This is a genomic window from Streptomyces sp. NPDC107498, assembly GCF_055582805.1.
The window spans coordinates 61,031-75,080 of sequence record NZ_JBVJPE010000019.1 but is presented as its reverse complement, the minus strand read 5'-3'; the positions used below and the strand labels follow the sequence as shown (position 1 = coordinate 75,080).

General features: G+C 73.2%; 16 protein-coding genes. 5 read left to right on the top strand and 11 right to left on the bottom strand.

Annotated features, from left to right (window positions below):
• Positions 1–38 precede the first annotated feature (38 nt).
• On the top strand, positions 39–1,139 hold the full coding sequence (locus tag ACZ66Z_RS28325) for a DUF5925 domain-containing protein (RefSeq protein ID WP_469938192.1): 1,101 nt from the start codon (positions 39–41) through the stop codon (positions 1,137–1,139).
• A 130-nt stretch (positions 1,140–1,269) separates the two neighbouring features.
• Here the strand turns inward: ACZ66Z_RS28325 and ACZ66Z_RS28320 are convergent, their stop codons facing one another.
• A complete protein-coding gene (locus tag ACZ66Z_RS28320) occupies positions 1,270–1,644 on the bottom strand; it encodes a GntR family transcriptional regulator (protein ID WP_469938191.1) in 375 nt (124 codons plus the stop codon).
• Between the two features lie 73 nt (positions 1,645–1,717).
• On the opposite strand from ACZ66Z_RS28320, the gene ACZ66Z_RS28315 reads away from it, so the two are divergent.
• Both ACZ66Z_RS28315 and ACZ66Z_RS28310 read left to right on the top strand, forming a co-directional pair.
• Positions 1,718–2,638, top strand: coding sequence for a GNAT family N-acetyltransferase (locus ACZ66Z_RS28315; RefSeq protein ID WP_469938190.1), 921 nt, complete (start codon positions 1,718–1,720; stop codon positions 2,636–2,638).
• Complete coding sequence (locus ACZ66Z_RS28310) at positions 2,619–3,104, top strand: ribonuclease FAU-1 family protein (RefSeq protein ID WP_469938189.1); 486 nt, start codon at positions 2,619–2,621, stop codon at positions 3,102–3,104. Before ACZ66Z_RS28315 ends, ACZ66Z_RS28310 begins: the two co-directional genes overlap by 20 nt.
• A gap of 16 nt (positions 3,105–3,120) precedes the next feature.
• On the opposite strand, the gene ACZ66Z_RS28305 is transcribed toward ACZ66Z_RS28310, so the two are convergent.
• Positions 3,121–3,534 carry a DUF6299 family protein gene (locus ACZ66Z_RS28305; protein WP_469938188.1) on the bottom strand — a complete coding sequence of 138 codons (414 nt, stop codon included), beginning with the start codon at positions 3,532–3,534 and terminating at the stop codon, positions 3,121–3,123.
• Between the two features lie 342 nt (positions 3,535–3,876).
• Between ACZ66Z_RS28305 and ACZ66Z_RS28300 the strand changes: the two genes are divergently transcribed.
• Positions 3,877–4,905, top strand: coding sequence for a lytic polysaccharide monooxygenase auxiliary activity family 9 protein (locus tag ACZ66Z_RS28300; protein ID WP_469938187.1), 1,029 nt, complete (start codon positions 3,877–3,879; stop codon positions 4,903–4,905).
• Here the strand turns inward: ACZ66Z_RS28300 and ACZ66Z_RS28295 are convergent.
• Positions 4,902–5,771: an esterase/lipase family protein gene (locus ACZ66Z_RS28295; protein WP_469938186.1), complete on the bottom strand. Its 870-nt coding sequence runs from the start codon at positions 5,769–5,771 to the stop codon at positions 4,902–4,904. The genes ACZ66Z_RS28300 and ACZ66Z_RS28295 overlap by 4 nt on opposite strands.
• Positions 5,772–6,016: 245 nt before the next feature.
• Here ACZ66Z_RS28295 and ACZ66Z_RS28290 point away from each other — a divergent pair, with 245 nt between their 5' ends.
• Positions 6,017–7,054, top strand: a complete 1,038-nt coding sequence (locus ACZ66Z_RS28290) for an ABC transporter permease (protein WP_469938185.1) — start codon at positions 6,017–6,019, stop codon at positions 7,052–7,054.
• Positions 7,055–7,133: 79 nt separating this feature from the next.
• Here ACZ66Z_RS28290 and ACZ66Z_RS28285 read toward each other — a convergent pair whose 3' ends face one another.
• The 8 genes from ACZ66Z_RS28285 to ACZ66Z_RS28250 form a co-directional block, all read right to left on the bottom strand.
• Entirely contained in the window at positions 7,134–8,018 is an 885-nt protein-coding gene (locus tag ACZ66Z_RS28285) for a S1 family peptidase (protein WP_469938184.1), read from the bottom strand.
• A gap of 53 nt (positions 8,019–8,071) precedes the next feature.
• Entirely contained in the window at positions 8,072–8,254 is a 183-nt protein-coding gene (locus ACZ66Z_RS28280) for a hypothetical protein (RefSeq protein ID WP_469938183.1), read from the bottom strand.
• The gene (locus ACZ66Z_RS28275; protein WP_469938182.1) at positions 8,251–8,415 is read right to left on the bottom strand and encodes a hypothetical protein; all 165 of its coding nucleotides are present in this window, start codon (positions 8,413–8,415) and stop codon (positions 8,251–8,253) included. The genes ACZ66Z_RS28280 and ACZ66Z_RS28275 overlap by 4 nt, the downstream gene beginning before the upstream one ends.
• A gap of 259 nt (positions 8,416–8,674) precedes the next feature.
• A complete protein-coding gene (locus ACZ66Z_RS28270) occupies positions 8,675–9,649 on the bottom strand; it encodes an ABC transporter substrate-binding protein (RefSeq protein WP_469938181.1) in 975 nt (324 codons plus the stop codon).
• A gap of 27 nt (positions 9,650–9,676) precedes the next feature.
• The gene (locus ACZ66Z_RS28265; RefSeq protein WP_469938180.1) at positions 9,677–10,468 is read right to left on the bottom strand and encodes an amino acid ABC transporter ATP-binding protein; all 792 of its coding nucleotides are present in this window, start codon (positions 10,466–10,468) and stop codon (positions 9,677–9,679) included.
• Positions 10,465–11,349 carry an amino acid ABC transporter permease gene (locus ACZ66Z_RS28260; protein ID WP_469938179.1) on the bottom strand — a complete coding sequence of 295 codons (885 nt, stop codon included), beginning with the start codon at positions 11,347–11,349 and terminating at the stop codon, positions 10,465–10,467. The genes ACZ66Z_RS28265 and ACZ66Z_RS28260 overlap by 4 nt, the downstream gene beginning before the upstream one ends.
• 42 nt (positions 11,350–11,391) lie before the next feature.
• Positions 11,392–13,197 carry an FAD/NAD(P)-binding protein gene (locus tag ACZ66Z_RS28255; RefSeq protein WP_469938178.1) on the bottom strand — a complete coding sequence of 602 codons (1,806 nt, stop codon included), beginning with the start codon at positions 13,195–13,197 and terminating at the stop codon, positions 11,392–11,394.
• A complete protein-coding gene (locus tag ACZ66Z_RS28250; RefSeq protein ID WP_469938177.1) occupies positions 13,194–14,042 on the bottom strand; it encodes an amino acid ABC transporter permease in 849 nt (282 codons plus the stop codon). Before ACZ66Z_RS28250 ends, ACZ66Z_RS28255 begins: the two co-directional genes overlap by 4 nt.
• Positions 14,043–14,050 lie beyond the last annotated feature (8 nt).

Genomic DNA, 14,050 nt, shown 5'->3' with positions numbered 1-14,050 from the left:
CCGGTGCGCCGCCCCGCCGGTTGTCCGATCATGGGCGCATGTCCGACACCCCCTCCGCACCGCCCGCCTCGCTGCCCGTCGTCGTCAACCTCGACGACAGCGACTCCCCCGGGGACGTCCTGGACGCGCTGTTCCTCGACCGCTTCGCGACCGGCGAGCAACCGCACGCGCACAGCACCACCCTGGACCGGGCGAAGCCCGACGCGACGCTGCTCCCGGCGGGGGCCAGGGTGCTGCGGGCCGCGCGGGACGACGACCGCAGCTCGGTGCTGGCCGAGGGCGAGGGCTGGACGATCCTCTCCTCCCGCTGGAACCGGCGCGCGGACGTGACCGTCACGGCGACCGGCCCGGAGCTGGCGAAGCGGATCCTCGACGAGGCCACGGAGGGGGCGAAGGACGAACCGGAGCCGGAGCCCGAGGACGTGACGATGGGCTTCTGGTACGTGGCCCCGCAGCGCGGCCCGCGGCGCATGACCCGCCGGATCAGCGCCGGGACCTGGGAGGAGGTCCGGCCCCACTACTCGGCGTCGGTGGCCGAGTCGATGGACCGGCTGATGAGGGTGACCCCGGAGGACATCTCCGGCCGGCTCCTGCTGCTGCACGGCCCGCCGGGCACGGGCAAGACCTCGGCGCTGCGGACGCTGGCCCGGGCGTGGCAGGACTGGTGCCAGGTGGACTGCGTGCTCGACCCGGAGCGGCTCTTCAACGACATCGGCTATCTGATGGACATCGCCATCGGCGAGGACGACGGCACGCCGAAGGAGCGCTGGCGGCTGCTGCTCCTGGAGGACTGCGACGAGCTGATCCGGGGCGGGGCGAAGCACACGGCGGGCCAGGCCCTGTCACGACTGCTCAACCTGACGGACGGGCTGCTGGGCCAGGGGCGCAACGTCCTGGTCGGGGTCACCACCAACGAGGACCTGGAGCGGCTGCACCCGGCGGTGGTCCGGCCGGGCCGCTGCCTGGCCCGCATCGAGGTCGGGCCGCTGAGCCGGGCCGAGTCGGTGGAGTGGCTCGGCCGCGAGGAGGGCGTGCCGCGCGAGGGCGCGACGCTGGCGGAGCTGTTCGCGCTGCGCCGCGGCACGCCCTCGGCGGACCTCCCGGAGCCCCGCACGGCGGGGGCTGGCCTGTACCTGTAGCGGATACGGACGGGTCCGGCCGCCCGCAACGGGCGCGGACGCGTCCAGCCGTCCGCGGCGGGTACGGACGCGCGTCACCCGTCCGCGGCGAGGACCGACCCGTCACCCGCCCGTGGCGGGTACGGACGCGTCAGCCGTCGTACGCCGCCCGCAGGGCCTCGTTCAGCGCCGCCTCCGCGGCCTCGCGGCTGAGCCCCAGGCGGCGGGCCTCCTCGGCGTACTGGGCGGCGGCGGTGGCGGCACGGCGGGTCGCCGCGTCACCGGCGGCGGCGACGAAGGTGCCGTGGCGCCCGCGCGTCTCGATGACTCCGTCCGCCTCCAGGGCCTTGTACGCCTTGGCAACCGTGTTCGCGGCGAGGCCCAGCTGCTCCGCGAGCCCCCGTACCGTCGGCAGTTTGTATCCGACCGGCAGTCTGCCCGACCGGGCCCGCTCCGAGATCTGGGCACGCAGTTGTTCGTAGGGAGCGGTGGTGGATCCGTGGTCCACGGCGATGGTGAGTGTCACCCGCCGATTCTGCCCCCACCCCACCCGAAAATGGGAGGCGGTGGTGCGTCCCCCGCCCGTAGCGTGCCGCCTCATGACTGTGATCGTCCGTGATGTACGGGCCCGGGACGCCGAGGGCTTCGCCCGGGTCCGCAGGGCAGCGCTCCCCTTCATGCTCGCGACCGCCGAACAGGTCGCCTTCGACTGGGCGCACGCCCACCCCGACAGCCACCACCGCCCGCTCGTCGCCGTGGCCGGCACCGGCGAGGTCATCGGGACCGCCCAGGTGGGGATCGCGCACGACGCGCCACGGCCCGGGATCGGCTACGCCAACGTGTACGTGGACCCCGCGCACCCGGGTCTCGGCGCCGGGACGCTGCTGTTGCGCGCCGCCGAGGAGCACCTGGCCGAGCGGGGGGCGCGGACCGTGTACAGCTGGGCCCTGGACGAGCCGGCGAACCACGCCTGGGCCGAGCGGCGGGGGTACTCCCCCAGCCGTTCCGCGCACTTCCTCCGGCTCGACCTGACGGCCGGACTGCCGCCGCTCCAGGACCCGCCGGCCGGCGTCGAGCTGCGCACGGCCGAGGACTTCGCGGCCGATCCCCGGCCGCTGTTCGAGCTGGACGCGGCGGCGACGGCGGACGAGCCGGGTGACGTGGGCGTCGAGCTGACCGACTACGCGCACTGGCGGGAGACCACCTGGGGGCATCCGCTGCTCGACCGGGCGCTGACGACGGTCGCGGTGGTCGACGGAGTGCCGGCGGCGTTCACTGCGGCGCACACGGACGGCCTGGGGCGGTACGCCTCGGGGATGACCGGCACCGCGCCCGCGTTCCGCGGCCGGGGGCTCGCGAAGCTCGTCAAGAACGCCTCGCTGCACCGGGCCGGGGCGGCGGGCTGCGTGGAGGCGTTCACGGGGAACGACGCCGGGAACGGGCCGATGCTGGCGATCAACGAGTGGTTCGGTTACGAGATCGGCGCGACGGAGGTGCGGTATGTCCGGACGATCGGTTGAGGTCACCCTGACGAAGGCGGGCCGGACGAAGATCCGCTACCCGGCCGAGGTGCTGACGGAGGAGGGCGCCCGGCTCTCGGTGCGGGCCCCGTGGGCGGCCGAGGGGGTACGGGACTTCGGCTTCGTGCGGTTCGAGCCCGGTGACGTGTTCGTGGAGCACTACTGGCGCGACCGCTGGTTCACCGTCAAGGAGGTGTGGTCGGCCGACGGCGCCCTGAAGGGCTGGTACTGCGACATCACCCGGCCGGCCGTGATCGACGGCTCCGGGGTGGTGGTCGAGGACCTGGACCTGGACCTGTGGGTGTCGGCGGACGGCAGCGAGGTGCTGCGGCTCGACGAGGACGAGTTCGCGGCGAGCGGTCTCGCCGCCTCCGACCCGGAGGCGGCGGCCCGCGCCGTGGTGGCCCTCGACGAGCTGGAGCTGCTCGGCCGGGAGGGCCTGCTCGACCTGTTGCACCAGGCCTGAGGCGGGTCCTCCGGGACTACCCGAGCAGTTCGACGTCCGCCTGCTCGGCGGCGAGGAAGCCCGGCAGCGGCAGGCCCGACGCGCCGGCCGCGAGCTGCACGAGGGTGGCCTCCACCCGGGCGGCGCCCGGGCGGTAGGCGGGCTCCTTCACGACGGCGCTGTTGGTCCACGTGTGGAGGTGTCCGTCGCAGACGGCCCGGGTGCCGCCGATGCCGGTGGAACGGTTCCCCTGCTCGAGGGTGGAGCTGACGAAGACGGGTCCTTCGCCGTCGTCGAGGCAGCGGTACGTGCCGGAGACGGTCACCGTGCTGTCGGCGCCGAGCACGCCGTACCCGTCGACGGTGAGGTCGTCGGCCCCTCCCGCGTGGGCGAGAGGGGCGACGGCGGCGGTGAGCAGGGCCGCTGCGGTGAGGACGAGTCGGACGCGCATGGCGGGGTCCTTTCGAGGGGTGGGGGGAAGGTGCTGCCCGCCAGGGATACCGGATCGGGCCGCCGCCCGTCCGAATCTCACTCCATCGGGGGCGAGTTGGTCCGGTCGCCGCGCATACGGTCGTACGGCCCTGCCGCCCGCACCCCGGACCGCCGCGCGCCGCCGCGACGACGGCCGGCAGCACCGGAAGGCCGGAGCGCCGCCACCGACGGCCGACCGGCCGTTCCTCAGCCGCCTCTTACCTCCGTCTTAACGCCGCCCTAAAGGCCGCGGTCCGCGCTTCTTCCGGGGCTAGTTTGCTCGGCAACCCCCCGCACGCCCTCGTGAAGGAGTCGTCTCCCCATGCCCTCTCGCCGCACGGCAACAGCCACCGCCACCGCCGCTCTGGTCCTGTCCGGACTCGCCGCCTCTCCCGCCCTCGCGCACGGGTCGATGACCGACCCGGTGAGCCGGGTCTCGGCCTGTTACGCGGAGGGCCCCGAGGCGCCGAGGTCGGCGGCCTGCAGGGCGGCCGTGGCGGCGAGCGGAACACAGGCGTTCTACGACTGGAACGCGGTGAACGTCGCCAACGCGGCCGGACAGCACAAGCGGTTGATCCCGGACGGCAAGCTGTGCAGCGCGGGCAACGACAAGTACCGGGGGCTCGACCTGGCGCGGGCCGACTGGCCGGCGAGCAGCATGAAGTCCGGTGCGCACACCTTCCGCTACAAGGGGACCGCTCCGCACAGGGGCTCGTTCGCGCTGTACGTGACGAAGGACGGGTACGACCCGTCGAAGCCGCTGAAGTGGTCGGACCTGGAGGAGCGGCCGTTCGTGACGGTGACCGATCCGGAGATGCGGAACGGCGACTACGTGTTCCGGGGGACCGTGCCGAAGAAGTCCGGCCGTCATCTCGTCTACTCCATCTGGCAGCGCTCCGACTCCCCCGAGGCGTTCTACACCTGTTCGGACGTGGTGTTCGGGCAGGACGCCGGCGGTACGGCTCCGGCGCCCACGGCCTCCGCGCCCACCGACGAGCAGATCGAGGCCGGTGCGGACGAGTCCTCGGTCGAGCACGGCGGGCACGGGGACGCCGACGCGGCGACGGGTGCGGGGACGACGGGCGCCGAAGCGACCGGCCCCCAGGCCGCGGGCGCCGGGGCGAAGGGTGCGGGGACGACGGGTGCGGGAACGGCCCCTTCCTCCGAGCCTTCCGACGTCCCCGTCCCCGTCCCCGCCCCCGTCCCCGCCGGTTCGGGTTCCGGTGTGGTGCTGGCGGAGACGGGCGGCGGCGCCACCACCCCGTATCTCGCGGTCGGTGGCGCCGCCGTGCTCGCGCTCGGTGCGGCGGTGCTCTTCGGAACGGCCCGGCGGCGCCGGGCCCGGGGTTAGCCGATCACCGAGAGGCAGGTGGTCGGGGTCGCGTGGGCCGGGTCGAGGGCGTTGGCCACCTCGTGGAAGGTGACCCGGTCCACCGTGCCGATCGCGACGTGCTCGGAGAGGTCGAGCGCGCACTTGTCCTGGATGAGGACGTTGGTGACGTTCGGGCCGGTCAGGAACTGGGAGCGGTACGGGGTGACGACCTCGTCGTACTGGGAGGCGATGACGTGGTAGCGGACGCCCGGCACGGTGTCGCCGCCCTTGTTGAGCTCGGTGATGAAGGCCGAGCCGGCGATCTGGTCGGCGAGGCCCGGGGTCGTGGAGCTGATGACGTCCTCGGCGCCGGGGAAGTACGGCAGGAGCCGGGTGAGGCCGAGCAGGGTGGTGCCGTGGTTGTCGGGGGCGATGCCGACGAGCGTGTTCACCTTCTCGGCCCCGCCGAGGAACTTGAGGTACCAGCGGGGCATCATGCCGCCCTGTGAGTGCCCGACGAGGTCGGCCTCGGGGGCGCCGGTGGCGGCGAGGACGCGGTCGACGTAGGTGTCGAGCTGCCCGGCGGACGCGGCGATGGGGCCGAGCCCGTTGAAGAGGGGAACGCCCGGCAGTTGGCCGTAGTCGAGCGAGAAGACGCAGTAGCCCCGGTCGACCAGGTAGGGCGCGAGGGCGAGCCAGTTGTCGACGGAGTTCCCGAAGGTGCCGTGGACGAGGACGACGGGGCGCGGGTGGGCGGCGGACGGCTTGCAGGAGAAGTCGTTCCAGCCACGGCTGGGGGCGGTGGCGGCCTGGGCGGCGGCGGTGGGGGCGAGGGTGGCGGCGGCGGCCAGGAAGAGCACGGACAGCGCTCTGACGGCGCGCTTCCAGGACTTCGGGGGCAGCATCGGGCGATCTCCTTGCGGCTCAAGGGGAAGGTGGGGGTGCTGTGCCCTGCGGCCCGGACCACAAGTGGGGATGCTCTCCGGCCAAGCTACGCACCGGTAGCCTCGGCTGGGAAGTTACGCGTCGGTAAAATCCGGTGTCGCCGTCCGACGGCCGACGGGTCGGCCGGGCGCGCGCGAGCGGACCCGGTCAGCCATTCGGACCCCACCCGCCTGCGGGAACGTCCCGGGACCCGGAGCGTGGGGGCATGAGTCTCGTCGACGAACTGAAAAGCGCCGTCACCCCCCGAGCAGCCCTGCTCGTCGTCGGCGTCCTCGCCCTCCAACTCCTGTTCATCACCTCGTACGTCGGGGCCCTGCACAACCCGAAGCCCACGGACGTCCCCTTCGGCGTCGTCGCCCCCCAGCAGCTCTCCGCCGCCCTGACGCAACGGCTGGCGCAGCTGCCCGGCGACCCCCTCGACCCGCGCGCGGTCGCGAACGAGGCCGAGGCCAGGGACCAGATCCTGAACCGGGACATCGACGGGGCCCTGATCGTCGACCCCCGGGGCCGCACCGACACCCTGCTCGTCGCCTCCGGCGGCGGCAAGGTGCTCTCCGCGACCCTGGAGGCGATGACGAAGAAGCTGGAGGCGGCCGACCAGCGCCTCGTGCGGACCGTCGACGTGGCCCCCTCCTCCTCCCAGGACTTCAACGGGCTCTCCCCCTTCTACCTGGTCATCGGCTGGTGCGTCGGCGGCTACATCTGTGCCGCGATCCTGGCGATCAGCGCGGGCTCCCGGCCCGCGAACCGGGAGCGCGCGATCATCCGCCTCGGGGTCCTGGCGCTCTACTCGGTCCTCGGCGGTCTCGGCGGCGCGATCATCGTCGGCCCGATCCTCGGCGCCCTGCCCGGCAACATCGCGGCCCTGTGGGGGCTGGGCGCCCTGGTGGTCTTCGCGGTGGGAGCCGCCACCCTCGCCCTGCAGGCGGTGTTCGGGATCGTCGGCATCGGCCTGGCGATCCTGCTCATCGTGATCGCGGGCAACCCGAGCGCGGGCGGCGCCTTCCCGCTGCCGATGCTGCCGCCGTTCTGGCGGGCGATCGGTCCGTACCTGCCCCCGGGCGCGGGCACCTGGGCGGCGCGTTCGATCGCGTACTTCAAGGGCAACGGCATGACCGCCTCGATGGTGGTCCTGTCGGTCTGGGCGATCGTCGGCACGGCCGTCACCCTGGTGATGTCCTCGGTGAGGTGGAAGCCGGCACCGGTGCCGGTCGCCTCGGAGGTGGGCGAGGTCCACCGGTAGCCCGCACGGGGCCGGGGGCCCCGGAACGAGAGGTCCCTCCGGCCGCCGTCGGCGGCCGGAGGGACCTTCGGACACGGGATCAGAAGACGTTGACCCCGTACGCGCTCAGCGCCTCCGTCACGGGCTGGAAGAAGGTCGTCCCGCCCGAGGAGCAGTTGCCGCTGCCGCCCGAGGTGAGGCCGATCGCCCGGCTGCCCGAGTAGAGCGGGCCGCCGGAGTCGCCGGGCTCGGCGCAGACGTTGGTCTGGATCATGCCGTAGACGATGTCGCCGCCGCCGTAGTTCACGGTGGCGTTCAGGCCGGTCACCGTGCCGCCGTGGATGCCGGTGGTGGAGCCGCGGCGGGTGACGGACATGCCGACGGTGGCGTTGGCGGCACTGGTGATGTCGACGCTGCCGACCGTGCCGGACTTGGTCACCGAGGTGTTGGTGTAGCGCACGATGCCGTAGTCGTTGGTCGGGAAGCTCGACCCGGCCGTGGAGCCGAGCACGGTGGAGTGGCTGGAGTTGGACCACCACGTGCCCGCGCCGTCGGTGCAGTGGCCGGCGGTGAGGAAGTAGTAGTTCCCCGCGCCGTCCTTGACGTTGAAGCCGAGCGAGCAGCGCCAGCTGCTCGCGTAGATGGCGTCGCCGCCGGAGATCAGCTTGTTGAACGTGCCGGGGGTGCGCTCGATGCGCAGGGCGCCCGCGTTGACCCCGGCCCGGCGCTTGATCTTCGCGATCTCGGCCTGGGAGACGGTGGAGTCGGCGGTGACGACGACCTTGCCGGTGGCGGTGTCGACGCGCCAGGCGGTGCCGGCCACGTCGGCGGCGAGGACGGCGTCGCCCGCCGCGGTGAGCTGGGTGGCGCTGAACGTCTGTGCCGAGTCGGCGTTCGCGGTGGGGATGCCGAGCGTCGCGGCGGCGGCGACGATGCCGGCGGTGAGGGCGAGCAGCCGGAACTTCTTCGTGGGGGTGGTGTGCATGGTCGCGTTCCTCCTGGGTGGGGGTTTCGATGAACGGGCCGTGCGGGGTGGGCTCAGTAGGACCCGGCCTTGTACGCGGCGGGGGCCTCGGGGGCCGGCGGGAAGAAGGCGGTGCCGCCCGACCGGCGGTCGCCGCTGCCGCCGGAGGTGGTGCCGAGCGCCTTGGTGCCGTCGTGGAGCGGGCCGCCGGAGCCGTCGGGCTCGGCGCAGACGTCGGTCCGGATCGGACCCTTCACCGTGCCGCCGCCGGAGTGGCGGACGGTGGCGTCGGCGCGGGCGAGTTGCGCGGCTCCGGCGGGCCGGGCGCGGGGGCGGCCTGGGCGCCGGGGAGGCCGGGGGCGGTCGCGGCGGCGAGGCCGGCGGTGACGGCGGGCAGACGGGTGCGGTTGTTCCTCACTGTTCTCCTCACTGTTCTCCTTCTGGGAAAAGCGGAGGGGCCCCTGGGTGGGGGGCCGTGAGGCGCCGTCAGGTGACGTGTCCCTGACATGCACTGCCAGTGATAGTGGCCCTTCCGGAACGGACGCACAAGACCGCCGTACGCACGGCGGAGGGCGGCCGGGGTCGTGCTCGGGTGCCGCCGCCCCGCCGCGGAGCCCGGGGCGGGCTCTGCGGCGGGGCGGCGGACGGCCGGGTGCCGGTCTTCGGGAGCAGGGGCCTCAGTTCTCGGTGCGGGGCAGCCCGGGCGGGTTGATCTCCGACTTCCGCACGGCCTCGTCGCCCAGCCCCCACCGCTTCAGGACCTGCGCGTAGGTGCCGTTCTCGACGATGTGGTCGATGGCCGCCGCGTAGGCGGCGACCAGGCCGCTGTCCTTCTTCGTGGTGGCCGCGATCTTGCCCTGGAGCCCGGCGCCCGCTCCGGAGAACTTGCCGACGGCCTCGGTCTGCCCGGCGGAGGCCACGTGGTAGGCGACGGTGGGGTTGGGACCGAGGTAGCCGTCGATCCGGCCGGACTGGAGGGCGAGGTAGTAGTCGGTGGTGTTGTCGTAGTACTTGATGTCGACGCCCTTGCGGCCGGCCTTCTCGTTCTGCCGGGACCAGTCGACGAGGATCTTCTCTTGGTTGGTGCCGCTGCCGACGGCGATCCGCTTGCCCGCCACGTCCTCGGGACCCTTCACCGTCCAGCCGGACCCCTTCTTCGCCTCGAAGGCGAGGTCGTCGAGGCGGTAGGTCGCGAAGTCGTACTTGTCCTTGCGCTCCTCGGTGACGGTGACGTTGGAGAAGACGCCGTCGTACTTGCCGCTGTCCAGGCCGACGAAGAGGTTCTCCCAGGAGACCGGCTTGAACTCGGGCTTCAGGCCGAGGGTGTCGGCGACCAGGGTGGCGAGGTCGACCTCGACGCCGATCAGCGTCCTGTCGTCGGTGGCGCGGAAGGCGAGCGGCGGATTGCTCTTGGCGGAGACGCCGAGGATCAAAGTGCCTCTCTCGCGGACGGCCGCGGGCAGCTTGGCGGCGATCGCGTCGACCTCGGCGGTGTGGACGCGGTTCTGGTCCGGGGTCACGTTGATGCCGGTGTCCTCCTGTCCCTCCGGCTTGATCTCGCCGACGGCGGCGTCGCCCGAGCCGCAGGCGGTGAGGAGCCCGAGGGCGGCGAGCGAGGCGAGGGCGGTGAGGAGGGTGCGACGGGTCTTCATGGCGATGCTCCTGAGGGTGAGGGGAGGTCAGAGGACCTTGGAGAGGAAGGCGCGGGTCCGCTCGTGGCGCGGGGCGTCGAGCACCTCGGCCGGCGGACCCTGCTCGACGATCCGGCCCTCGTCCATGAAGACCACGGTGTCGGCGACCTCGCGGGCGAAGCCGATCTCGTGGGTGACGACGATCATGGTGGTGCCGGAGGCGGCCAGGTCCTTGATGACGTCGAGGACCTCGCCGACGAGTTCGGGGTCGAGCGCGGAGGTCGGCTCGTCGAAGAGGAGCAGGCCCGGTTCCAGGGCGAGCGCGCGGGCGATGGCGACCCGCTGCTGCTGCCCGCCGGAGAGCTGCTTGGGGTACGCCTCCGCCTTGTCGGCGAGACCCACCCGTTCGAGGAGCTTCCGGGCGGCGGCCTCGGCGTCCTTGCGGGGGCGCTTCAGGGCCGAGACCGGCGCCTCGACGATGTTCTCCAGGACGGTGAGGTGCGGGAAGAGGTGGAAGTTCTGGAAGACGAAGCCGATCCGGGTGCGCTGCTTGAGGATCTCGCGCTCGCGCAGCTCGTAGAGCTTGTTCCCGGAGCGGCGGTAGCCGACGAGGACGCCGTCCACGCCGACCGTGCCGCTGTCGACCTTCTCCAGGTGGTTGATGGTGCGCAGCAGGGTGGACTTGCCGGAGCCCGAGGGGCCGAGGACGACGGTGACCTCGCCGGCCCGGACGTCGAGGTCGATGCCGCGCAGGACGTGGAGGGCGCCGAAGCGCTTGTGGACCGAGCGGATCTCGACCTTGGCGGTGGTGGCCCCCGCGGTGGCGGTGACGGAGCTCATCGGGCGCTCCCCTTCGCGTAGTGGCGTTCGACGTAGTGCTGGACGACGGAGAGCGCGGTGGTGAGCAGGACGTACCAGGCGGTGGCGACCATCAGGAGCGGGACGACGCGGCCGTTGCGGCCGTAGACGACCTGGACCTGGTAGAAGAGTTCGCCGATCGCCATCACGGAGACGATCGAGGTGCCCTTGAAGAGCGAGATGATCTCGTTGGCGGCGTTGGGCAGGATCGAGCGCATCGCCTGCGGCAGCACGATCCGCCGCACCTGCCGGAGCCGGGGGATGCCGAGGGCGGCGGCCGCCTCCGACTGGCCCTCGTCGACGGCGAGTACGCCGCCCCGGACGATCTCCGCCGCGTAGGCCGCCTGGTGCAGGGCGAGTCCGAGGACGGCGGCGCCCATCTCGCCGACGAGGCCCGTCGTGTCGAAGGAGAGGAAGCCCGGCCCGAAGGGGACGCCGATGCTCAGTTCCTCGTAGAGGTAGGCCAGGTTGAACCAGAAGAGCAGCTGGACGATGAGCGGGATGGAGCGGAAGGCCCAGGTGTAGCCGAAGGCGACCGACCGCAGGAACGGGCTGGCGGACAGGCGCATGAAGGCGAGCAGGATGCCGAGCGCGAAGCCGAGCGCGGTGCCGTAGAAGGTGAGCTGGAGGGTGACCCAGACGGCGCGCAGGATCGTCTCGGTGGTGAAGAAGGCGGCGAAGACGTCCCATTCCCAGCCGGGGTTGGTGACGAGCCCGTGGGCGAACTGGACGAGCAGCACGGCGGTGGCGGCGACGGCCGCCCAGCGCCAGGGGTGGCGCACCGGGACGACCACGAGTGCGGGGGACGCGGCCGGCGTGGTGACGGGGTCCTTCGTGACGGGCGGATCGCTGGTGAGAGACATGGCGGTTCCTCGGGAACGGGGCACGGGCGGAGGGTGCGCGGATCAGGCGCTCAGCGGGGCGGGGAGGCGACACTCCCCGTCGCGCAGGAAGGTCAGGGCGGCCCGCGCGGCGGCGTCGTTCTGCCCGAAGGCGACCCCGCCGGTACGGGGCCTGGTGAAGGCGCTGCCGGTGCGGGCGGTGGTGTGCGGGCCGAGGGCGAAGCGGCGCGGGTGCGGGCGCCCGTCGCGCTCCAGGATCCGGCCGTCGACGGGGTCGACGACGAGGAGGCCGCCGGGGGTGGCGCGGGCCCCGTCCTCGTACAGGGCGCGGAGCAGGGGGCTGCCGGTGAGCTCCGGGGTGGGGTCGGGGATCCGGGCCTCGACGAGGGCGCGGGCCTCGGTCCACCCGCCCGGCACGGCGGCGGATCCGGCCCGGAAGAGACCGCGCTCCTCGTCGGTCTCGACGGTGACCCCCGGGCCGAGGAAGCGGACGACGCCGGCGCGGGAGAGCGCGAGGAGCTGCCGCAGCCGGGGGCCGGGCGGCCCGGAGGCGAGGTAGCTGAAGAAGCCGTGCCACCAGGCGCCGGGGTCCAGGCGCTTGCCGAGGCGCAGGAGCTGGCCGTAGACGGAGAGCAGACCGGCGAAGACGGCGGCGTCGGGGCTGTGGGCGGGGTCGTGACGACGGGTCAGGTCATCGGTGACGTAGGCGCGCAGGCCCTGCTGGAGGGCCTCCGCGGAGGCGTACCGCAGGCCGTCCAGGGGGTGGTCGAGGGCGTCGAGGTCGAGCCGGTCGGCCGGGTCGGGGACGGCCGCGGCGACGAGCGCGGCGAGTTCGGCCCCGCGCGGCGGCGCCTGCTCGTAGGCCTTCTCGAAGTCGTTCCAGGCGAGCGCGGTCCGCTCGGGATGGGCGGAGAAGAGCCGGTGGTAGTGGGCCCAGCCGAGTTCCTTGTCGATGAGCGGCCACACGTCGCGCCGGAAGTCGATCGGACCGGTGCGCCGGAGCAGGGCGTCGGTCTGCTCGGTGCCGAAGAAGCGGGGCAGCGGGGGCCGTTCGCCGTCGAGGGCGTAGCCGATCTTCGCGTGGTACGGGACGCCCCGGCGCGATCCGACGTGCAGCACCGGCTCCCTGCCGGAGGGCACGTAGACGAGCTCGTCGCCCTCGCCCTCGTACCGTCCGCCGCGGCCCTCGGTGAGCAGCACCATCAGGTCGACGAAGGCGAGGCCGAAGCCGCGGACGAGGACGGGTTCGCCGGCGGGGAGGGCGGCGAGGTCGGCGTCGGCGGTGAAGTCGGGCGGGAGGTGGAGGAGCCGGTGGCGGGCGGCGAAGTCGGCGAGCCGCCGCTGCTCCCCGTCGGGTTCGGCGTCGAGGTGGCCGACGGTGAGGACGACGAGGTCGGCGAGGAGGGGCACGGCGGTGCCCTCCAGCCGGACCCGCTGGCGCCCGTCGCGGGGGCCGCCGATCCGCAGGGCGGTGGTGCGGTGCTCGTGGACGGTGACGGAGGCAGGCAGGGCGTCGCGGGCCCGCTCGTACACCCAGCGCAGGTAGGCGCCCTGCTGGGGGCGGGTGGGGAAGGCGCGGCCGTCGATGCCGGCCCATTCGGCGAGGGTGGGGCCGGGGCGGACGGGCCCTTCGAGCTCGACGGTCTCGTCGGTGAACATCGTGACGTCGTCGGCCCGGGAGTTCATCCAGAGCAGCGGGGACTGCGCGGTGCGCCAGATGCGGCCGGGGCCCGCCGGGTGCGGATCGACGAGGTGGACGTCGAGGGGCTCGTCGTCGTACAGCTCGGGCAGGTTGGCGGCGAGCCGTTCGAGGAAGCCGGTCCCCCGCGGCCCGGCGCCCACGATCACGAGGGAGCGGCGCGGGCTCATCGCGCACCGGCCGTTCCGCGGGCGTAGTGCCGCTCGACGTAGTGCTGGCCGATGCCGAGGACCGAGGTGACGGCGACGTACCAGAGCGTGGCGACGAGCAGCAGCGGGATGATCTCGTACGTGCGGTGGTAGACGAGCTGGGTCGAGTAGAGCAGGTCCTGGACGGCGATGACGGAGACGATCGAGGTGCCCTTGAGGGTGCCGATCAGCATGTTCCCGGCGGGCGGGACGATCGCGCGCATGGCCTGCGGCAGCACGATCCGGGAGAGCCGGCGCCCGCGGCCGAGGCCGAGGGACTGGGCGGCCTCGATCTGGCCCCGGTCGACGGAGAGGATGCCGCCGCGGACGACCTCGGCGGCGTAGGCGGCCTCGTGCAGGGTGAGGCCGATGACGGCGACGGCGACGGGGCCGAGGAGGTTGACCGTGTTCACGCCGAGGATCTGCGGGTACAGCACGCCGATGTTGAACCAGAAGAGCAGCTGGACCAGGATCGGGGTGGACCTGAAGAACCAGATGTAACCCCAACTGACCGCGCGGAGAACGGGGTTGGCGGAGAGCCTGAGGACGGCGAGCAGGGTGCCCAGGACGAAGCCGAGGGCCATGACGAGGGCGGTCAGCCACAGCGTGAGGCCGAGGCCGCGCAGGACGGACGCGGAGGTGAAGTACGCGGCGACGACGTCCCATTGGAAGGCCTTGTTGCGGACGACCGAGACGAGGGCGAGCGCGAGCAGGACGAGGACGGCGACGGCCGCGGTCCATTGGCCGGTGCGGCGGGCGGGGACCACGCGCGGGGGCGGTTCGGCCGGCGGTGCCGTGGCGGGGGTGGTGACGAGGGTCGCGGACATGCGAGGGC